This window comes from Bacteroides sp. 1001302B_160321_D4, assembly GCF_015667765.1.
Classification (GTDB): domain Bacteria; phylum Bacteroidota; class Bacteroidia; order Bacteroidales; family Bacteroidaceae; genus Bacteroides; species Bacteroides xylanisolvens.
Genome location: NZ_JADPLO010000081.1, coordinates 1 through 21625 on the forward strand (window position 1 = coordinate 1; position 21625 = coordinate 21625).

Consider the following 21625-nt stretch of genomic DNA (forward strand, 5'->3'; position numbering starts at 1 on the left):
GTGGATTCTAACAAAAACAATGGGTGTTTTCTATCAAAAGTGGTAACAATATCGTTTGTTACCGAAATATCAAAGAATAGATTCTAAAATCATCATTTTATTTGGCGAAACGTAGTGATTGTCAAATATTATGCCATACAATAACACAACCATACGATCATATAGTTCCACTTAATCATTAAAATAATGAAATAAGTAGAATTATAAAGCCGCGTATATAATTTGAAAATAATAGACTTTAGATAAGTATTGTCAGATCATGATTTACAGGAATACCTCATCATAAGACGGAATAATCTTCGCATCGTAAACGTGAGTGACCGCAAATACATCGTCTTTCTTTATTAACAGCCAGTCTTTATCCTGATCATCCATATTGGTATGTATAAGGACAAATAGCCCTTTGAGTTTATGCCCGTGTAACTTGAATTCAAGTATTCCATTTTTAATGGCAGCGGAAATGTTACGATTATTACCAACGTAAGCATAGGTTCCACTATCCCATATTTCCACCGTACCTGCTCCATAGTTACCTTCCGGTATAACTCCTTCAAAGTGCGCATAACTCAAGGGGTGGTCTTCTACTTCTATGGCCAACCTCTTATCTTTTGGATTCATGGAAGGTCCTTTAGGCACCACCCAACTTTTTAATACTCCATCTACTTCCAAACGAAAATCGAAATGAAAATGACTGGCATCATGCTTTTGAACAACAAAAACAGGCATTCGATTGGGAGTTTCCACCGTCTCCGCCATCGGTTCCGGTGTTTTACCGAATTGCCTTTTTGCCCGGTACTCTTTGAGGTTGATCATAGAGGCTTCAGCCGCCTGCTTTTCTACCATTTTGATATTTTTTCCTTCATCGGGAGAATTCTTTGCCATAATCTGTATTTTTTAGGTGAATAAAAAAACGAATGATTCAATGTACAACAATCAGTATATCTGTTTGTTTGTCGAAATTCATCTATTTTAATGGCTTTATAACTGCATTTAAGTTTGCTAACTTATTTTTATTCTTCTCCCTTTCTTACTGCCTGCATAGTGGGTACAAAAATCCCTTTCAATCGTCCTTTTATAAAAGTATAAAAGCAATTGGAAGGAAATGAATAAAAAGAGATTAATCGGATATCTGTTCGTCACGATGTCTGTTGGTTGTATTCAGGCGCAGGAACAGAAGTCTTCTGTACCCGAATACAAGCTATGGTACGACTGTCCCGCACAGGTATGGACCGAAGCATTACCCCTTGGGAATGGCCGTTTGGGGGCCATGGTATATGGAACACCAGGCACAGAACAAATACAACTAAACGAAGAAAGCATTTGGGCGGGACGTCCCAATAATAACGCCAATCCGGATGCACTGGAATATATTCCGAAAGTGCGTGAGCTGGTCTTTGCCGGAAAATACCTTGAAGCTCAGACACTGGCCACAGAAAAGGTAATGGCAAAGACTAATTCAGGAATGCCATACCAAAGTTTTGGTGACCTGCGAATCGCTTTTCCAGGTCATACACGTTATTCCAATTATTACAGGGAATTAAGTCTGGATTCCGCACGTGCAATCGTACGTTATGAAGTAGACGGAGTGCAGTATCAACGCGAAACGATTACTTCATTTACCGATCAGGTAGTAATGGTACGACTGACCGCCAATCGTCCCGGACAAATTACTTTCAATGCACAACTCACTTCGCCTCACCAGGATGTTATGATCGCTTCTGAAGAGGGAAACTGTGTGACACTCTCGGGAGTCTCTTCCTTGCATGAGGGGCTCAAAGGGAAAGTAGAATTTCAAGGCAGATTGACTGCTAAAAATAAAGGTGGGAAAATAGCTTGTGCCGATGGTGTCCTTTCCGTTGAAGGAGCTGATGAAGCTACGGTCTATGTATCTATTGCCACCAACTTCAACAATTATCAAGACATCACCGGTAATCAGACAGAGCGGGCTAAGAATTATTTGGCGAAAGCAATGGTTCATCCGTTCATTGAATCGAAGAAGAATCATGTTGATTTTTACCGACAATATCTGACACGCGTTTCTCTTGATTTGGGACGAGACCAATATGCGAATGTAACCACCGATAAGCGTGTGGAGAATTTCAAAAACACCAATGACACACATCTGGTTGCCACCTATTTTCAATTCGGACGTTATTTGTTGATCTGTTCTTCCCAACCGGGAGGACAACCCGCCAATTTACAAGGAATTTGGAATGACAAATTATTCCCTTCCTGGGATAGCAAATATACTTGTAACATCAATTTGGAAATGAATTACTGGCCTTCGGAAGTAACGAATCTAAGTGAACTGAATGAACCGTTATTCCGTCTGATAAAAGAAGTGAGTAACACAGGAAAAGAGACGGCTAAGATTATGTATGGAGCCAACGGATGGGTGTTGCATCATAACACGGATATATGGCGTATTACAGGAGCAGTTGACAAAGCTCCTTCGGGTATGTGGCCCAGTGGTGGCGCATGGCTTTGCCGACATCTTTGGGAGCGTTATCTATACACCGGAGATGTGGAATTCCTGCGTTCTGTCTATCCGATACTGAAAGAGTCCGGACGTTTCTTTGATGAAATTATGGTGAAAGAACCCGTACACAACTGGCTGGTAGTCTGCCCCAGTAATTCACCGGAGAATGTACATTCGGGAAGTAACGGGAAAGCTACTACAGCTGCCGGATGCACCATGGACAACCAATTGATTTTCGATCTTTGGACAGCAATTATATCTGCTTCTCAAATACTGGATACAGATCAGGAGTTTGCCTCTCATCTGACACAACGTCTCAAAGAAATGGCTCCCATGCAGGTGGGACATTGGGGACAATTACAGGAGTGGATGTTCGACTGGGATGATCCGAAGGATGTGCACCGCCATATTTCTCATTTGTACGGACTTTTCCCCAGCAATCAGATTTCCCCTTACCGTACCCCCGAACTATTCGATGCGGCACGCACTTCTCTGATTCATCGTGGCGACCCGTCGACCGGGTGGAGCATGGGATGGAAAGTTTGCCTTTGGGCACGCCTGCTTGATGGCGACCACGCCTACAAGTTGATAACTGACCAGCTGACTCTCGTACGCAATGAAAAGAAAAAAGGAGGCACCTACCCTAACCTGTTCGATGCGCATCCGCCATTTCAAATTGATGGAAACTTTGGTTGTGCCGCAGGCATTGCAGAGATGTTGATGCAAAGCTACGACGGTTTTATATATTTGCTTCCCGCACTGCCTACCGTTTGGAAAGAAGGTTCTATCAAAGGAATCATTGCCCGTGGAGGTTTCGAACTTGATTTGAGTTGGAAAAACGGGAAAGTTAGCCGACTGGTTGTCAAATCTCATAAGGGAGGAAATTGTCGTTTACGTTCGCTCAACCCATTAACCGGGAATGGCTTGAAGCGTGCCAAAGGTGAAAATCCGAACCCTCTTTATGCAGTCCCCACCATTCCGGAGCCATTGATTAACGAAAAGGCCAACTTGAACAAAGTGGAAATTGCAGAGACTTACCTCTACGACCTACCTACCAAAGCAGGAAAAGAATATGTATTGATTGGAAAATAATAACTCGACCGATATGAACAAAAACTTATTGAAACTGATTGTCGCCTGTGGAACTGCTTGTTTCCTGGCTTGCGCAGCACCTCAAAAAACAGAAACGGAAAAATGGAGTGAACGCATGGCACGCTCCGAAATGAAACGTTTCCCCGAACCCTGGATGATTGAAAAAGCTAAAAAACCACGCTGGGGATATACCCACGGATTAGTAGTGAAATCCATGTTGGAAGAATGGAAACATACCGGGGACAGCGTATATTATGAGTATGCCAAAATATATGCAGATAGTCTGATCGATGCTGACGGACATATCAAAACCATGAAATATCTTTCATTCAATATTGATAATGTCAACGGTGGAAAGATTCTTTTCGATCTTTACGCACAGACCGGAGACGAACGTTACAAAATAGCCATGGATACTTTGCGCAAGCAAATGGCAGAGCAACCCCGTACCAGTGAGGGAGGATTCTGGCATAAATTGAGATATCCTCATCAAATGTGGCTGGACGGAATTTTTATGGCTTCTCCTTATCTGGTTCAATATGGTGCTACTTTTAATGAGCCCGCTTTATTTGACGAAGCAACAAAACAGATTCTTTTGATAAATAGCAAGACTTATGATCCTGCAACAGGGCTTTTTTATCACGGATGGGATGAAAGTCGCGAACAGAAATGGTCAAATCCTGAAACAGGTTGTTCTCCTAATTTTTGGAGTCGCAGTATCGGATGGTATGGAGCTGCTATTGTAGATGTACTGGACTTCCTGCCACAGGAAACAGCCGGACGCGACAGCATTATACAAATTCTGCAGGGATTGGCAAAAGCGATTGTGAAATACCAAGATCCTTCATCCGGAACCTGGTATCAGGTAACCGATCAGGGAGCACGTGAAGGTAATTATTTGGAATCATCTGCCACTGCCCTGTTTATCTATACGCTTGCCAAAGCTATCAATAAAGGATATATTGGCAACGAGTATATCGAACCGACACAAAAAGCCTTTGACGGAATGGTAAAGACATTTACCCGTTTGGAAGAAGATGGCAGCTATACAATTACCAATTGCTGTGCTGTTGCAGGATTGGGCGGAGATTCAAAAAGATATCGTGACGGCTCATTTGAATATTATATCAGTGAACCGATTATAGAAAATGATCCGAAATCGGTAGGTTCATTCATCTTGGCTGCTATTGAGTATGAGAAAATGACTAAAAAATAAACTAAAAACGATAAAATACAATGAGAAAATTCAAGATTATTCCCCTTTTGTTGCTGCTATTGACAATGGCAACTTCGGCTGCAGCACAGAAGAAAACACAAAAGACGTATATCCCCTGGGACAACGGCAAACTCGTAGTTTCCGAAGAGGGACGTTACCTGAAACACGAAAACGGTGCTCCTTTCTTTTGGTTAGGAGAAACCGGTTGGCTATTGCCCGAACGCTTGAACCGGGATGAAGCCGAATATTACCTGGAACAATGCAAACGTCGCGGATACAACGTGATTCAGGTTCAAACGTTGAACAATGTTCCGTCTATGAATATCTACGGACAATATTCGATGATTGACGGATACAACTTCAAAAACATCAATCAAAAAGGCGTATACGGTTATTGGGATCACATGGATTACATTATCCGTACAGCAGCCAAGAAAGGTCAGTATATCGGCATGGTCTGCATTTGGGGAAGCCCGGTGAACCGGGGCGAGATGACTGTAGAACAGGCAAAAGCATACGGCAAGTTTTTGGCAGAGCGTTATAAGGACGAACCGAATATTATCTGGTTTATCGGTGGAGATATCCGTGGCGACGTGAAAACTGCTGAATGGGAAGCTTTGGCAACCTCTATCAAAGCTATCGACAAAAATCACCTGATGACATTCCATCCACGTGGAAGAACAACTTCCGCAACTTGGTTCAATAACGCTCCCTGGTTGGATTTCAACATGTTTCAAAGCGGACATCGTCGCTATGGACAACGTTTCGGAGATGGTGACTACCCTATCGAAGAAAATACGGAAGAGGATAACTGGCGTTTTGTAGAACGCAGCCTGGCCATGAAACCCATGAAGCCTGTGATTGACGGTGAACCGATCTATGAAGAAATACCTCATGGTCTGCACGATGAAAACGAACTGTTGTGGAAGGATTATGACGTACGTCGTTATGCTTATTGGTCTGTATTTGCAGGTTCTTTCGGACATACTTACGGTCATAATTCCATCATGCAATTTATCAAACCGGGTGTAGGTGGTGCTTACGGTGCAAAGAAACCTTGGTATGATGCGTTGAATGATCCGGGCTACAATCAGATGAAGTATCTGAAAAACCTGATGTTGACTTTCCCGTTCTTTGAACGCATACCCGATCAGTCTATCATCACAGGACAGAATGGAGAACGTTATGACCGCGCTATCGCTACACGTGGAAATGATTATCTGATGGTATACAACTATACCGGACGTCCGATAGAAGTTGATTTCAGCAAGATTAGCGGCGCGAAAAAGAATGCTTGGTGGTACACCACGAAAGATGGTAAACTGGAATACATCGGAGAATTTGATAACGGAGTGCACAAATTCCAGCACGACAGTGGTTATTGCAGTGGAAACGATCATATTCTGATTGTAGTGGATAGTAGTAAGAACTATGTGGAGAAGGCCTGGACAGAATTACCAAATGCACAACAAAAATGGGCTAAATAATTTTGTATTATTAGGCACAGATTACACGGATTTTACGGTTTTCAGAATGACAGATAAGTAAAACAACAGCATTAATCCGTGCAATCCGTGCCTAAATTTATTATATAAACGAATTATGAGAACATACTTATGAATAAAAGAATAGTATCATTTTTCTTTCTTCTGCTCTTTGCAGGTTCACTATACGCAGCCATAGGTATCACTGACCTGCGAACGGAGCAGTTGAAAAATCCGGCAGGTATCGATGTGCGCCAACCCCGATTGAGTTGGCGCATCGAATCGGATGAACAGAATGTGATACAAACTGCGTATCACATTCTTGTCGCATCTTCCCCGGAGCTATTGGAACAAGGAAAAGGAGATATTTGGGATTCAGGAAAGATTGAATCTGACGCTTCCCAATGGATCACTTATCAGGGAAAAACATTAAAATGTAATGCCTCCTACTATTGGAAAGTGAAAATAGACACCAACAAAGGTGCAACAAATTGGAGTGCTCCGGCTTTCTGGACCACCGGACTATTTAATGAAGCGGACTGGCAAGGGCAATGGATCGGCTTGGACAGGGCCGCTCCCGGAGACAGCGAAACACAATGGAGCCGTTTGGCAGCCCGTTATCTCCGTAAAGAGTTTGCAGTAAAGAAAAGTGTGAAACGTGCCACAGTACATATCGCCGGAATGGGATTGTACGAGTTGTTTATCAACGGACAACGCATCGGCAATCAAGTACTGGCACCTGCTCCTACCGACTACCGGAAAACAATTCTGTACAACACATACGATGTTACTTCACTGCTTCAAACAGAAAATGCTATTGGAGTAACTCTTGGAAATGGTCGCTTCTATACGATGCGTCAGAACTATAAACCGTATAAGATACCGACTTTCGGTTATCCTAAACTCCGGTTGAATCTGATTGTGGAATATGCAGACGGCAGCAAAGAAACGATTGCTACAAACACTTCATGGAAATTGACTACTGAAGGTCCTATCCGTAGCAATAATGAATATGATGGCGAAGAATATGATGCTCGTAAAGAGCTAGGAGCCTGGACTCAAACCGGATATGATGACAAAAACTGGATGCCGGCCCAACGTGTCAGTATTCCTTCAGGAACATTGCGTGCACAAATGATGCCGGGCATGAAAGTTACAGAAACCCTGAAGCCCGTTTCTATAAAAAAGCTTGGTAACAAATATATCCTGGATATCGGTCAGAATATGGCGGGCTGGGTACGTTTCCGGATAAAAGGACAGGCTGGCGATAGCATCCGTCTCCGTTTTGCAGAAAGTCTGCAAGACAATGGCGAACTTTATACAAGAAACTTCAGGGATGCCCGTTCTACAGATGTATATGTTGTCAGCGGACGCGAAACAAAAGATGCTACCTGGGCACCTCGTTTTATTTATCATGGGTTCCGTTATGTAGAAGTCAGCGGTTATCCGAATGCGAAGGCAGAAGATTTCGTTGCCGAAGTAGTAGAAGATGAAATGGAGCATATCGGTACTTTCAACTGTTCTGACGAAACTCTGAATAAAATTATCCGTAATGCATTTTGGGGAATCCGGAGCAACTATAAAGGGATGCCGGTTGACTGTCCGCAACGGAATGAACGCCAACCATGGTTGGGTGACCGTACCATGGGCTGTTGGGGAGAAAGCATGCTTTTCGATAATTACGCCATGTATACCAAATGGACGCGTGATATCCGTGAAGCACAACGGGAAGACGGCTGTATTCCTGATGTAGCCCCGGCATACTGGAACTACTACTCGGACAATGTGACCTGGCCTGCCGCTTTACCAATGGCCTGCGACATGCTTTTCACAAACTTTGGAGATAAACGTCCGATCGAAGAGAATTATCCGGCTATCAAGAAGTGGGTATCTCATATCCGGGAATACTACATGACAGAAGATTTTATCATCACCAAAGATAAATATGGTGACTGGTGCGTTCCGCCCGAATCACTGGAGTTAATTCATAGCAAGGACCCTTCCCGCAAGACTGACGGAGCTCTGATCGCAACCGCTTATTATCTGAAAGTATTACAACTGATGCACCGCTTTGCAAGCCTGCAAGGGCTGAAAGCTGACGCAGAAGAATGGGAAGATTTGGAACATCGCATGAAAGACGCATTCAATGCCCGTTTTCTACACATAAAAGAAGGTACTTCTCCCGTACCGGGACATACCTTATATCCGGACAGTATTTTCTACGGTAACAACACAGTTACTGCCAATATCTTGCCACTTGCTTTTGGTCTAGTGCCAAAGAACTACATCAATGAAGTAGCTAAAAATGCCGTAACTTCCATTATTACAACCAACAAGGGACATATAAGTACCGGAGTGATCGGTGTACAATGGTTATTGCGTGAATTGAGCCGTCGCGGGCATGCCAATGTTGCTTATCTACTGGCTACCAATAAAACATATCCTTCCTGGGGATATATGGTTGAAAAAGGTGCTACCACTATTTGGGAGTTATGGAACGGTGACACGGCAAATCCTGAAATGAATAGCGGTAATCACGTGATGCTTTTAGGTGACTTATTGCCTTGGTGCTTCAATAACTTGGCAGGTATCCGTGCGGACCGCTGGAAGTCCGGTTACAAGCATATCGTCTTCCAGCCGGCTTTTGAAATTCAGGAGTTGAGTAACGTGGATGCATCGTACATGAGTATCTACGGAAAAATAACCAGCCGATGGACAAAGACTCCCACACATTTGGAATGGGATATCGAACTTCCCGCCAATACGACGGGGGAAGTACATCTTCCGGATGGACGGAAAGAAAAAATCGGTTCGGGAAAATATCATTTCAGTGTAGACATTCCCACCCGGAATACGGCTATTCTGACTGATGAATTTCTGTATGAAAACGCTTCTTTCCCCGAATGTCACGGAGCTACGATAGTAGAGCTGAAAAATGGTGATCTCGTAGCCTCTTTCTTCGGAGGAACCAAAGAGCGCAATCCGGATTGTTGCATCTGGGTATGTCGTAAACCTAAAGGCTCTAAAGAATGGACCACCCCCAAACTTGCTGCCGATGGTGTGTTTTCACTCAAAGACCCACAAGCAGTATTAGCCGGAATCGATTCAACCTGTACCCCGGTGAAAGATGCAAAAGGAACACTTATTGCCCGCAGAAAAGCTTGCTGGAACCCGGTTCTTTTCCAGATTCCCGGAGGTGACCTGATTCTGTTTTATAAAATAGGTTTGAAAGTGAGCGACTGGACAGGATGGCTTGTCCGTTCACGCGACGGAGGAAAAACCTGGAGCAAACGCGAAGCGCTTCCAAAAGGTTTTCTTGGACCTATTAAGAATAAACCGGAATATATCAATGGGCGTATCATCTGTCCTTCCAGTACGGAAGGAAGTAACGGATGGCGTGTCCATTTCGAGATTTCCGATGATAAAGGCAAGACCTGGAAGATGGTCGGACCACTGGATGCCGAGTTATCTGTCCCCACCCAAAATCGTAAAAAGGGAGGTGTGAATGTGGATGACCAGGAAGGCGGAGAAGCGATCAAAGGAGAAGGAGCCAAACCTGTTTATGCAATACAACCCAGTATTTTGAAGCATAAGGATGGAAGATTACAGATACTCTGCCGTACACGTAACGCACAGGTAGCAACTGCGTGGAGCAGTGATAATGGTAACACATGGAGTAAAGTAACGCTGCTGAATGTCCCGAATAATAATTCCGGTACAGATGCCGTGACAATGAAAGACGGTAGACATATCCTTATCTACAATAATTTCTCTACATTGCCCGGAACTCCGAAAGGTCCGCGTACTCCGCTCTGTGTGGCCGTTTCAGAAGATGGTATCAATTGGCAGCCTGTTCTTACATTAGAAGATAGTCCGATCAGCCAATACTCTTACCCTAGCATTATTCAGGGAAAAGACGGGAAGCTGCATGCCATTTACACATGGCGCCGTCAACGAATTAAATATGCAGAGATAGATCCGACGAAGTTTTAAATTTTGAACGATCATCTGAATGAGATCGACCGCTCCTTTGCCCGCAAAAGAGCGGTCGATTCTTGTATTTATCCATTTTATACTTTACATTTGCCAATAAATAAAAAATAACGATGGCAGATAATTACATAGAGAGACAACAGGAACAATACGAAGCCCGAAAAGCTGCTTGGAAACAAGCACAAAAATATGGTAAGAAGAAACTAACAGCAGTACGTCCGGCTGAATCGGAATCCCCCACTCCAATGGCTTCAAAGTCAGATGGTTCAAAAAAAAGAGTATTTGTAACTGGAGGAGCAGAAGGAATTGGCAAAGCAATAGTAGAAGCTTTTTGCCTGGCTGGAAATCAAGTTGCCTTTTGTGATATAAACGAAACATCGGGACAGGAGACTGCGAAGGCAACCGGGGCTATATTCCATAAGGTCGACGTAAGTGATAAAAACGCACTTGAAAGTTGTATGCAAACCATTCTTGCCGAATGGAACGATATTGATATTATTGTCAACAACGTCGGTATCAGCAAATTTTCTTCTATCACAGAAACAAGTGTAGAGGATTTCGACAAAATTCTTTCTATTAACCTGCGTCCTGTATTCATCACTTCCCGGCTGCTTGCCATCCATCGTAAAAAGCAGCCCTCTCCCAACCCATACGGCCGAATTATAAATATCTGCTCTACACGTTATCTGATGAGTGAACCGGGAAGTGAAGGGTATGCAGCTTCGAAAGGTGGTATCTATTCTTTGACTCATGCATTGGCTTTGTCTTTATCTGAATGGAATATCACCGTAAATTCCATTGCTCCGGGATGGATACAGACCCATGATTATAATCAACTCCAACCGGAAGACCATTCACAGCATCCTTCACGCCGGGTAGGTAAACCGGAAGATATTGCCCGCATGTGTCTGTTTCTCTGCGAGGAAAACAATGATTTCATCAATGGAGAAAACATCACTATTGACGGGGGAATGACGAAAAAGATGATTTATATATCTTCGGACGCAACATAAACATCATTACGAATTCATGTTATATACTTCTGGATACAAAACAGATAAGGCTTTGTAAATAGCTGAATTTATTTCTATTTTTTCAGAGCCCTTTTCTAATTTTATCCCGGGTTCTTTTTGAGAAAGATAACTTCTCATACTCTGCCCATCTGTAAAATGATAAGCATCGAAAGCCATATCAATATATCCCCAATATTGATTTAATGGATGTTGTAAAGTTGCACCACGTACTCCATTTATATATGATTTCCAATTAGGATTACTAGTGCAGAACAAATCATTGGTTTTAATGGCTTCTACCATACAAATTGCTCTAAGAGCAATACTATTCATTATCTCTTTCAAATCAATATCTAAACTCATATCATAGAACTTGTCTAAACAATAAAGTTTCATTTGTTTAGTACTTGTTATATTTCCGTGCACCTGCCATTCTTGGTGGGTATGATATCTATATCCTAATTCCCATAATGAAAAAAGAAAATCCAAATTACCCACTGTTCCGGCTTCTAATCCTATTTGCAATTTGGGATGTATCTCCGAGCTGTATAAAATATCCAGAACATCAGTCCTTGCATATTCTTTTAATTGCTCAAGGATAATATGTGAATCTCCAGAATTGAGACAAAGTAGTGCCATCAAAAAAGTATCATGTGGAAGAGTATTCCATAATGACAAAACCTTTTCTTCAGCTGTTCTACCTTCTATATCGTTGCATCCCCATGCCGGACGCTGTTTTCTTATAGCATAACCTAAAGAACTAAAAGTGTCTGATAGTTCCGATTTCTTAAAAATAGAATCAGCCTGTTCTAAAAGACTAACTGTTTTTCCTTTTATACGAATATCAGGCACTTCCAACTGTGGATATAGTAACCTCAGAATCTCATATTGTTTTTGATTTTCCCACTCTAATAGTGCATCTTTATCTATTGCATTGTATATTGCCTTGAATGAACTAATTTTATATATTTCCTCCCATTTTCCGCATTTTTTCAATGCAGCCTCACAAAATATCCAATAATCTCTATAATTAGTAATTGCGTTATTAGCAATACAAAGCCATACATTGGTTTTATATTCAAAATATACCGAAGTATTAGATAACAAAGACTCAATAGTATAAATTGACTTTATAAAAGAATCAACAGAATTAAATAATTCCGCTATTAAATCAGGACGTCCTTGTTCATATAAAGTAAAAGATAGCCTTGAGAGAGTGGCTAATTTTTTATATACTACATATTCACACTTGTCTCTTATAGTTTCTCTATCCTTACGAGTTATCTGATATCCGTGTTGTAAGAACAGAACTAAAAAGCTATGTGGGCTACTTTTTCTGCTATTTTTATTGAATAAGTCAAAGTGAAACACTATCTTTGTAACAGATATAATAATATCTATTATAATCATATTTGTTACTTATCAGATACAATGATATGTCTTTATTATACAACTTTGATATAGATACGCCCGAAGATATTCTGCAGTTACTTGCCTGCAATTTACAAAAGAGGCGATTGGAGAAAGGACTTTCAAGAGATGCTTTATCCAAGTTAAGTGGCGTTCCTTCTCCCACTATAGCTAAGTTTGAACAGAAGTTTTCTATTTCATTGAGCTCTTATGTGGCATTAACAAAAGCATTAGGATATTCCAAAGACGTAAAGGCACTTCTTGCAGAACCACTTTACAGTACAATGGAAGAATTGGACGTTATCAATAAAAATAAAAACAGGAAGCGAGGAAGAAATGAAATTAGTAAATAAGTTATCGGTACTTTATCGTGATCAAAAGATAGGAGAACTTACCATGACACACGATAACCGATGTTGCGCTTTCCAGTACGATAAGAAATGGCTGATATCAGGCTTTTCTATCTCTCCATTAGACTTACCATTAGAATCTAGTTTATTCATCGCCAAACCAGAACCTTTCTGGGGAAATTTTGGAATATTTGAGGATAGTCTCCCTGATGGATATGGTCGTTATTTGTTGAATCGTTTACTCAAAAAACAAGGTATAAATGATGCTTTGCTTACACCTATTCAGCGATTAAGTATAGTGGGAATTTCGGGAATGGGAGCACTTAGTTACGTGCCGGAATCTTATATTGGAGAAGAAAAATCTCTACCTGACTTGGACAACTTACAACAAATGGCTCTGGAAGTACTTTCAGAAAAATCTGAAGAAGGCGAAGATATTTTATATTTCAATAGTGGTAATTCCGGTGGCTGCCGTCCTAAATGCTTGTGGCATGATCGTGAAGGTGCATGGTTAGTGAAATTCCGCCATACATATGATCCGAAAGATATGGGGAGAATGGAATATAAATATAATGAAGTAGCTCGTAAATGTGGAATAAATGTTCCTGATTACAAGTTATTAGATGGCAAATATTTTGCCAGCAAACGTTTTGATATAGAGAATGGAAAACGACTACACATTGCTACTGCTGGTGCGTTACTCAATGAATCAATATCAAATCCAAAACTAGATTACAAGGTATTGTTACACTTAACAGGATATTTGACACAAGATTCACAACAAGTTGATGAAATGTTCCAACGCATGGTGTTTAATGTACTTACAGATAACAAAGACGACCATGTTAAAAATTTCAGTTTTATTTGTCGCGAAGGAAAATGGTCATTAGCACCTGCTTATGATTTAACTCTCTGCAAAGAGGGGTATCACGGTGAACATGCTACTTCAGCAAATAACAAAGGAAATCCGGATATTGAAGATATGTTGGCGGTCGGTGAAAGTATCCGTATACCCCGAAGAAAAGGAATGGAGATCATCAACCACATGATTAATCATTGCCAAGAGATTCTTTCAACACGTTTCGAGTAACTTCCGCTCCTGTCTTCACAATCGAAGCAGCATGATGGAACTCCAACATATCATACGTATCGCCGGAAATCTGAATTAAGATATCCGGCTGACAACGTTCTATCTGGTAACGAGTGATTTGTTGCATCATCATTCTCGAAGATTCTGTCAACAGATTATAAGGAGATACTTTCTTTTTCTTTCCGGTATCAATGGGTGCATTCACATCGACAGCTATCAGAATGTCTCCTTCAGTGCGTTGCACATGACTCAATGGAAGAGGATTCAGAATACCTCCATCAATCAATACCATACCGTCTTTTCTCAACGGACGGAAAAGCATAGGGATAGAAATAGACGCACGGATAGCTTCATGTAAGCTCCCTCTGTCAAACCTAACTTCCTGATCGCGGACAATATCCGTAGCCATCGCTACATAAGGGACAGGCAGGTCTTCGATATTCATGTCCGGAATAATTTGTTTCAGTTCTTTAATAAAACGGTCACCTTTCACTAATCCATCCCGGCTTAAGGTAAGATCCGCCAATTCCCACATTTTGCGTTTGTCCCAACTATACAGCCATTCTTTACATTCTTCCATTTTTCCTGAAGCATACATTGCTCCCACCATTGCTCCCATGGAACTTCCTGCAATGGAAGTAATCTCAAAGTTGTGACGAAGTAATTCTTCAATTACTCCTATATGTGCTATTCCACGTGCTCCCCCCATGGAAAGGACTAATGCTACTTTCTGCTTATCCATATCATATACATTTCTGTTAGCCATCTACAAAATAACACATTTTCTGCGAAAAAGATGTTTAGTAATCGTGAAGAAATAAATTATAGCAGTGTTTTAGGGGAACTAAAGCATAGCTTTAGATATGATAAAGCTATGCTTTGTCAGTTGCAAAGCATAGCTCTATTATATTCTTCTATTATCCCGGAGATTTTCCGGTTATGTAGGAGGTTAAGGGTTTACCTTCATTTTATTTCTTTCCTTGAGCCTTCTTTTCTGCGTTTCGCTTATTCACATAATCTTTGAACATCTGACGCCAGTTGCGACCATGCTCATTAAAATACTGTTCGCATTTGGTTTTATAAATTTCGAAGATAGCAGAAATCTGCTTCATATTCTTGTAGTCAATAGCCTGTTCGCGAGCCAGTTTCAACTGTTCTAGAACGAAAGCCGTTTCCTCCTCCGTCATATTGGGCACAATGGCCTGATAACCTTTCAAGGTAAAAGCAACTTTACCTACCGTGTATTTATCCAGGATTTGTTCAATCTGTTCTTCCGTCAATACTCTGTGTAAATCTTTCATTAGCCTTTCATGCACTTCTTTCGGCATAGCAGAATCTGCAATCATTTCACGGTCGAGCTTGGAAAGCGGTTTGCCTGTCAGAGGATTGATACCCTCGGGGATTGTTGTATAAGGGTGCTCATTGTGCCAGTCACGCACTTTACGAAGATGATTATAAATGGCAGTTACTGCAAAACCTGCTTTTTTATCATCGTTCAACTCTAAAGAAGCTACCCAGTCGATGGCTTTCTTTTCGAGAGAAGCATCTGATTTTAAATTAGCAAAAGCCTTCTTGTCAAAATAAGCAGCTACCTTGTCAAAAGAACGGATGGCGCCTTCAGGAAGCAAAGCTCCTTTTTCACCAAAACTATACATAGCGGATTCCGGTTCAATGGTGACCTTGCTTTCATCCAACATCTTTTTATCCAATTTGAATACTTCTGCGAAGAAGTCATAAACAGCATTCCGCTTATTCGGGCCAAAGTCATGTTTCTCTTTGGGAAGATGTACATTCGTTACTTTATCTTTTGCCTGGTAGAATCCGTAAATTCGTTGCAGATAAGGAAATTCAAGAGTAGGAACACTGGCCGTCCAGTCGCCGCCATCCGATACGATCAGTTGTGGACGAGGAGCAAAAGTAGCGGCTAATTCCGCATTACAGGTTCCTCCTGCAGATAGTTGAATAGGCATTCCGCTTTCGCAGGGACAACCACCGTCGAAGTGAGAAGCCAGGCTCACCACCGGAGCTGAAGCGGTGAAACGATCATCTAATACGCTCAACAATACAGTATGGGTACCTCCACCCGAACCGCCATTCGTACCGATACGGCTGGTATCAATGTCCTTACGGGAAGCAAGCATGTAGTCAAGAATCAGTAAGCCGTTCATTGCCTGAATAGTGTGCGCCGCACTACTACGGTGTGCCGCACTGCCCACTTGCAAAGCCGACTCTCCCCATCCGAACAAATCATAGTCTACACAAACAGCTCCCATACGTGCTAAAGTTCCCATACGTTGTTGTTGGTCTTCCCGATAACGTCCGCCACCAAAATGTCCGTTAGGGCAGATTATCAACGCATGTTTTCCTTTCGATTGGGGCGTATAGATAGAACCGCAAACGTATAACCCGGGAAGTGTTTCAAGCGCGAAATTCTGCACGGTATAGCCATCAAACTTACGTATCTTTGAAAGAATAGGTTTGGATTTGACACATTGAGCCAACAAAGGATCGATACCTAAACGCTGACGTACCTCTTTTTTCAGAGAATCGGCACGAAGTTGAAAAGACTGTCGGTCTGTATAGAGTGTATTCAGATAAGCCAGCATCTTCTCTCCGTCTGCATCTGTACGACGTGGATACTCGTATGCTTTCAGCTTATACATATTTCCTTTCTGCTTAACAAATTTATAATCGAAAGGTGCCAATACATTCGTCAAGGATTCTTCCACGGAATAAGGACGAATACGGAAATCGGCATAAGACAGCACTTTTCCCACCGTATCAATGTCATATTTCAAACGGACTCCGAAACGGTTCTGTATATCCGTCAGTACTTCATTCAAGGGACGGGCAAATTCCGTCTCGTATGTTTGCGTCTGGGCTTCGGCCGAAAGAGATGCGGCAAGAAGCATAGTAAAAAGGATTCGTTTCATTTATTTTTAATTTATGCAAGTTGTTTTTTCACCACAGATTACACAGATTTTCACAGATTTATTATTCTTATAATTTAGTCGAATTAAAAATCAGTGTTAATCTGTGGTATCTGTGATGCTTTTAATTACTTCACCATTGATGATTACGTCATCCATCGTGATACGTTCACAATTTTCGAAGATACATTTCTGTTTCCCTCCTTGAATATGAATATCACGCAAAACGATGTCAGATATCGGCGCTTCTTCCAAGCCCACTATTTTGATCGGAGTCTTTACGTTTGTCACAGTCATTCCGCTGATATGTACGTTACGGAATATCGGAGTGCGTTCACTCTTAGGTTCGGCAGGCATTTTACTGTATTTCAAATTCAATACGACAGCTTCCTGTTTAATGTTGCTCATTACGACGTTGCTGACACGAATATCTTCAACGACTCCTCCCCTTCCACGGGTTGACTTAATACGGATTCCACGATCTGTTCCGTCAAACACACAATTGGAAATAGTAACTTTACGCACACTCCCACTCATCTCGCTGCCGATAACAACGCCTCCGTGACCGGAAAGCATGGTGCAGTTGGTGATAGTGATATTCTCGCAAGGTACTCCCAAATGACGGGCCTGCGCATCTCTTCCCGACTTGATTGTGATGCAATCGTCTCCTACTGATATATGGCAGTCGCTGATATGTACGTTGCGGCAGGATTCCGGATTCACTCCGTCCGTATTTGGTGAGGGCGCATTATCTATGGTGATCCCCTTTATAGTTACATTGTCGCAAAACTCCGGATTGACCGTCCAGAAGGGAGAATTTATGATTTTCACTCCTTCAATCTTTACTTTCTTACAACGAACGGGCTGAATGAACGGAGGACGGAAAAAGCGACGTTGCAATGTATTTACATAATCCTTGTTCGTTTCAGCATAAATTGCTGTCGTATCATTTGCTGCATCCCACATGGACTGATATTTATTCACATCACGCATGCCATTGTCTTTCAAATCAATCATGACACGAAAGAACTCCATCCACCATTTCTTTCCTTGTCCGTCCAAAGTTCCTTCTCCTTTGATCGTAATATTCTCGGCATCTACCGCATAAATCAAAGGCTGGAAACTTTTCATCATCACTCCTTCATGACGAACCTCGACAAAAGGAAGATAGTCATCAAAGTTATCGGAAAAGAGCAAGGTAGCTCCGGCTTCCAACTCCAGTGTAATATTACTTTTCAGATGGATACTCCCCGTCAGGTAAGTTCCGGCAGGAAAGAAAAGAGTACCTCCGCCGCCACGGTTCAGACGGTCAATCGTTGAATTGATTAGCTTTGTATTAAGAGTCTTGCCATTTGCTTTTGCACCGGCCTTCAGCATATCTACACGCTCGGCACGAAGAACTGTGGTTGCACAGAAGCAAAGAAAGACAAAAAGAGTTGTTCGTAAATTCATAATCGATATTATTAAAGTATATTTCATCGTTTCCTTCTAAAAAATCATGCTAATAGAATCTTTTTTTCTTCCCAATGTTTGAAAACAATCATTGAGATGTTTTTTTCAAACATGCTACATGATTAAAATAAAGATGCTGCATGATTTTTTATACGAATACATTGTTTTTTAATTCTACAAATATATACAAAAAGGTTCTTTTATTTTGCACAAACCAATTGATATGTTCCGCTCTGTATTTCTTTCGGTTCTTTTCCGCCCGGGAGATAAACAACAGCGGTAGTATTCACCGGAACAGACACGTTTAAAGTGAAAGTCCCATTCTCACAAGTCCAGTCCACATTAATGGTACCGTATAAAGTTTCATACGACGCTTTGACATATTTCAAATCTCCCACAGGTTGGGGAGCGATGATGAACTTCTGATAACCTTGTTTTGGAGTGGTAGAAGGACGAATACCGACCAGTGAATTAAAGAACCATTCATCAATCTGTCCCATCATAAAGTGATTCCAGGAAGAACCTTGACGGGGGTCCCATTGCTCGGTCAAAGTTGTAGCGCCGAATTTTAACTGGAAACCATATCCGGGAGCTTCTTCATGATTGAACATTTTATAAATAAGTTCATGTTCCCCATTACGCGCCAATGTCTGAATCAGATAACGGTTTCCCACATCACCGGTAGTCAAACGGTTGCCATGTGCTTCCACATCTTTTATCAGATTCGCGAATACTTTCTCATTCAAATCTGCATCCGGTCGGTAGTTACCTTGTTCATCTGCATCCTGCGTCATTTGGAGGAACAGCGGAAGCGCATTACTACATTGGCTTCCTGTACCATATTGTGCCGTATCTTTATGAAGAAAACATTTATTAAATGCAACCATTATATCCTGTGCCAACGAAGTGTAATAATGAATGTCAAAGTCATTACCTACCATTTTCGCAGCTTGTACCAAATACATGACTGTCATGTAATAATGCGCAGTAGCCACCAAAGGAACGGGCGTATTCCGTGAGAATCCCGCACGAAAATCTCCGTAATCATACCAGTCTCCCAATCCGAAAGAAAGAATACCTTTATCTGCACGAGTCTTGAGATAATCCACGTAACGACGCATATTCGGATAATATTTCTTAATCAATGAATCGTCTCCATAAGTCTCATAGTACATAAAAGGGAAAATAACCAAAGAACCACCCCACTCCGGAGATTCGGCAAAAGCATCCATACCCGGACCTTCAAAAATCACGTATTCCGGAGCAGTTGTCGGCATGGCCCCGTTGGAATGTTGTGCATCTGCCATATTCTGCATAATCTGCGGAGCGTATGCTGTCAAATCATAGTTATACAACAAACCCGGACCATTCAGATGTACCTGTTCCAACCACCCTAGTTTCTCACGATGCGGACAATCCATAAACACAGATTGCATATTGCTGCGAACCGCTTTCTCGATCAATCGATGGGCAGCATTAAATATCCGGTTGGATGATTCGAAAGTGGAAACTTTTCTAGCTGAATTATAGACGAAACAGGATTGAATATTCTTTAATACAGGCAATTTCTGCGGATTCTTCTGTCCTTTTAAGACAGCCCCCTCTACCTGAATATATCTAAAACCATAATAAGAGAAACGAGGGTGCCAGGTTTCATCGCCTTCCCCTTTCAGAGTGTATTCGTAATAGTGTTGACGCCCTGTCTGACGCTGATTGCAAGCACCTTCCTCTGTCAATGCTTCGGCTACAATCAAAGTCACTTTCTGACCACGTTTGCCACGTACTGTTATTTCCGGAAAGCCAGCCAGATTCTGTCCCATATCCAACACAAAAGCAGAAGGATCGACTGTTCTCTTAGTTGATACAGAAGCTGATGCAACTTGGTCCGCATTTAGTTTGGTTACCTTTTGAATATCATACCGTTCCATGATTTTCACCGGAGCCGCCATCTGTGGACGAAGTATTCCTTTAGGAGCTTCCTGTATGACTACCGGACGCCAATGACTGTCATCAAAGCCAATCTGATTCCATCCTTTCTGTTCACGACGCGCATCATAATCTTCTCCTCCATATATGCAATTGAAGGTTACCGGACTAAAATCATATTTCCAATTATTATCGGAATGAACCGTCGTACATGTTCCATCTTCGTAGTTAATAACCAGCTCAAATAAAAGTGTGGGAGGACCAAAGCTGATCTGTAATTTGCGATAACGCCCCCCCTGCACATTATAGAATCCATTCCCCAATAAGATTCCTACGACATTTTCACCACGCCGCAATTGTTCCGTCACATCGTATGTGTTATAGTAAACAGTTTTATCATAATCACTCCACAATGGGGCAAACTCACTGTTACCCACCTTTTTGCCATTCAAAGAAAACTCATAGAATCCCAGACCACAAACGTATGCGGTTGCCTCCACTATTTTCTTGCCCGGTTTACGGTTTGCACCCCCTTCTTTCGCATCTCCTACCTGAAATGTTCTTCTCAAACAAATACTTTTCTTTGCCAAAGTGTCCACTGCTTCCCAAGCAGCTTTCACTTCCGGTTTCTTCAGCTCTCCACCGTGGAACTTACGCCCTTCCGGTAAATGAGCATTTTGTCGGGTAATAGCTCCAATCCACTGCCCCGAAGATAACCTTTCGGGTACTGCCCGGAATTTCGCTTCACTACTCCACTCGGAAGGTGTATCTGTTTCATCCCAAACACGAACGCGCCAACTATAATTAAATGAGTTATCAGGACGTATATCTGCCCCCTTTGTAGAAACTAACTGGCTCTGCGAAGAATAAACCTTCCCACTATTCCAAACGGAACGCCCTGTAAAAGCTTCCCGAATATCAATCTCATAGGCCGATTGTCGTGTCCCATTTTCCGGCGATTCCATCACCCAGCCCAAACGGGGTGAACCTTCGACCACTACCAGTCCCTCCTGCATCTCACAGGTAAGACGACTGATGGTTATATTCTTTGCCTGTACAAAACAAGACAAACAAATTAGCAATGAAAGAAGAATCTTTTTGAATTTCATTTTTCAAGTATCTTTTATTTGTTCGATAAATGAGAATTTATCGGTTAAATGGGAATTTTGCGGTTAAATGGGAATTTAGCA

Annotated in this window: 13 protein-coding genes; 7 read left to right on the top strand and 6 right to left on the bottom strand. The window is 41.8% G+C overall.

The genetic code is table 11. From position 1 onward, the window contains the following. Positions 1-264: 264 nt before the first annotated feature. Positions 265-882, bottom strand: a complete 618-nt coding sequence (locus KFO40_RS22720; protein WP_008022234.1) for a DNA polymerase ligase N-terminal domain-containing protein — start codon at positions 880-882, stop codon at positions 265-267. A gap of 220 nt (positions 883-1102) precedes the next feature. Between KFO40_RS22720 and KFO40_RS22725 the strand changes: the two genes are divergently transcribed. The 5 genes from KFO40_RS22725 to KFO40_RS22745 all read left to right on the top strand — a co-directional run bounded on the left by KFO40_RS22725 (position 1103) and on the right by KFO40_RS22745 (position 11277). Continuing rightward, positions 1103-3571, top strand: coding sequence for a glycosyl hydrolase family 95 catalytic domain-containing protein (locus KFO40_RS22725; protein WP_008022233.1), 2469 nt, complete (start codon positions 1103-1105; stop codon positions 3569-3571). 13 nt (positions 3572-3584) lie between these two features. Continuing rightward, complete coding sequence (locus KFO40_RS22730; RefSeq protein ID WP_008771002.1) at positions 3585-4787, top strand: glycoside hydrolase family 105 protein; 1203 nt, start codon at positions 3585-3587, stop codon at positions 4785-4787. Between the two features lie 20 nt (positions 4788-4807). Beyond that, positions 4808-6274: a glycoside hydrolase family 140 protein gene (locus KFO40_RS22735; RefSeq protein WP_134978839.1), complete on the top strand. Its 1467-nt coding sequence runs from the start codon at positions 4808-4810 to the stop codon at positions 6272-6274. 129 nt (positions 6275-6403) lie between these two features. After that, on the top strand, positions 6404-10264 hold the full coding sequence (locus tag KFO40_RS22740; RefSeq protein WP_211146834.1) for a family 78 glycoside hydrolase catalytic domain: 3861 nt from the start codon (positions 6404-6406) through the stop codon (positions 10262-10264). A 113-nt stretch (positions 10265-10377) separates the two neighbouring features. Further along, positions 10378-11277: an SDR family NAD(P)-dependent oxidoreductase gene (locus KFO40_RS22745; RefSeq protein ID WP_118196496.1), complete on the top strand. Its 900-nt coding sequence runs from the start codon at positions 10378-10380 to the stop codon at positions 11275-11277. A 6-nt stretch (positions 11278-11283) separates the two neighbouring features. Here KFO40_RS22745 and KFO40_RS22750 read toward each other — a convergent pair whose 3' ends face one another. Beyond that, positions 11284-12687, bottom strand: a complete 1404-nt coding sequence (locus tag KFO40_RS22750) for a DUF6035 family protein (protein WP_009039630.1) — start codon at positions 12685-12687, stop codon at positions 11284-11286. Between the two features lie 26 nt (positions 12688-12713). Between KFO40_RS22750 and KFO40_RS22755 the strand changes: the two genes are divergently transcribed. Together KFO40_RS22755 and KFO40_RS22760 are read left to right on the top strand one after the other, a co-directional pair. Then, a complete protein-coding gene (locus KFO40_RS22755) occupies positions 12714-13040 on the top strand; it encodes a helix-turn-helix domain-containing protein (protein WP_008022225.1) in 327 nt (108 codons plus the stop codon). Continuing rightward, positions 13024-14127 carry a type II toxin-antitoxin system HipA family toxin gene (locus KFO40_RS22760; RefSeq protein WP_008022224.1) on the top strand — a complete coding sequence of 368 codons (1104 nt, stop codon included), beginning with the start codon at positions 13024-13026 and terminating at the stop codon, positions 14125-14127. The genes KFO40_RS22755 and KFO40_RS22760 overlap by 17 nt, the downstream gene beginning before the upstream one ends. On the opposite strand, the gene KFO40_RS22765 is transcribed toward KFO40_RS22760, so the two are convergent. From KFO40_RS22765 to KFO40_RS22780, 4 genes are all read right to left on the bottom strand, one after another. After that, positions 14087-14893 (bottom strand): patatin-like phospholipase family protein, encoded by an 807-nt coding sequence (locus KFO40_RS22765; RefSeq protein ID WP_008022223.1) that lies wholly within the window; start codon positions 14891-14893, stop codon positions 14087-14089. The genes KFO40_RS22760 and KFO40_RS22765 overlap by 41 nt on opposite strands. A 202-nt stretch (positions 14894-15095) precedes the next feature. After that, entirely contained in the window at positions 15096-17060 is a 1965-nt protein-coding gene (locus KFO40_RS22770; protein ID WP_211146835.1) for a DUF3826 domain-containing protein, read from the bottom strand. A 96-nt stretch (positions 17061-17156) separates the two neighbouring features. After that, positions 17157-18509, bottom strand: a complete 1353-nt coding sequence (locus tag KFO40_RS22775) for a glycoside hydrolase family 28 protein (protein WP_211146836.1) — start codon at positions 18507-18509, stop codon at positions 17157-17159. Between the two features lie 200 nt (positions 18510-18709). Further along, entirely contained in the window at positions 18710-21544 is a 2835-nt protein-coding gene (locus KFO40_RS22780; RefSeq protein ID WP_211146837.1) for a glycoside hydrolase family 78 protein, read from the bottom strand. Between the last annotated feature and the right edge of the window lie 81 nt (positions 21545-21625).

Bases quoted from the DNA above. Each gene is read 5' to 3' on its own strand.
- KFO40_RS22720 (WP_008022234.1), bottom strand. From the start codon at position 882: ATGGCAAAGAATTCTCCCGATGAAGGAAAAAATATCAAAATGGTAGAA.
- KFO40_RS22725 (WP_008022233.1), top strand. From the start codon at position 1,103: ATGAATAAAAAGAGATTAATCGGATATCTGTTCGTCACGATGTCTGTT.
- KFO40_RS22730 (WP_008771002.1), top strand. From the start codon at position 3,585: ATGAACAAAAACTTATTGAAACTGATTGTCGCCTGTGGAACTGCTTGT.
- KFO40_RS22735 (WP_134978839.1), top strand. From the start codon at position 4,808: ATGAGAAAATTCAAGATTATTCCCCTTTTGTTGCTGCTATTGACAATG.
- KFO40_RS22740 (WP_211146834.1), top strand. From the start codon at position 6,404: ATGAATAAAAGAATAGTATCATTTTTCTTTCTTCTGCTCTTTGCAGGT.
- KFO40_RS22745 (WP_118196496.1), top strand. From the start codon at position 10,378: ATGGCAGATAATTACATAGAGAGACAACAGGAACAATACGAAGCCCGA.
- KFO40_RS22750 (WP_009039630.1), bottom strand. From the start codon at position 12,687: ATGATTATAATAGATATTATTATATCTGTTACAAAGATAGTGTTTCAC.
- KFO40_RS22755 (WP_008022225.1), top strand. From the start codon at position 12,714: ATGTCTTTATTATACAACTTTGATATAGATACGCCCGAAGATATTCTG.
- KFO40_RS22760 (WP_008022224.1), top strand. From the start codon at position 13,024: ATGAAATTAGTAAATAAGTTATCGGTACTTTATCGTGATCAAAAGATA.
- KFO40_RS22765 (WP_008022223.1), bottom strand. From the start codon at position 14,893: ATGGCTAACAGAAATGTATATGATATGGATAAGCAGAAAGTAGCATTA.
- KFO40_RS22770 (WP_211146835.1), bottom strand. From the start codon at position 17,060: ATGAAACGAATCCTTTTTACTATGCTTCTTGCCGCATCTCTTTCGGCC.
- KFO40_RS22775 (WP_211146836.1), bottom strand. From the start codon at position 18,509: ATGAATTTACGAACAACTCTTTTTGTCTTTCTTTGCTTCTGTGCAACC.
- KFO40_RS22780 (WP_211146837.1), bottom strand. From the start codon at position 21,544: ATGAAATTCAAAAAGATTCTTCTTTCATTGCTAATTTGTTTGTCTTGT.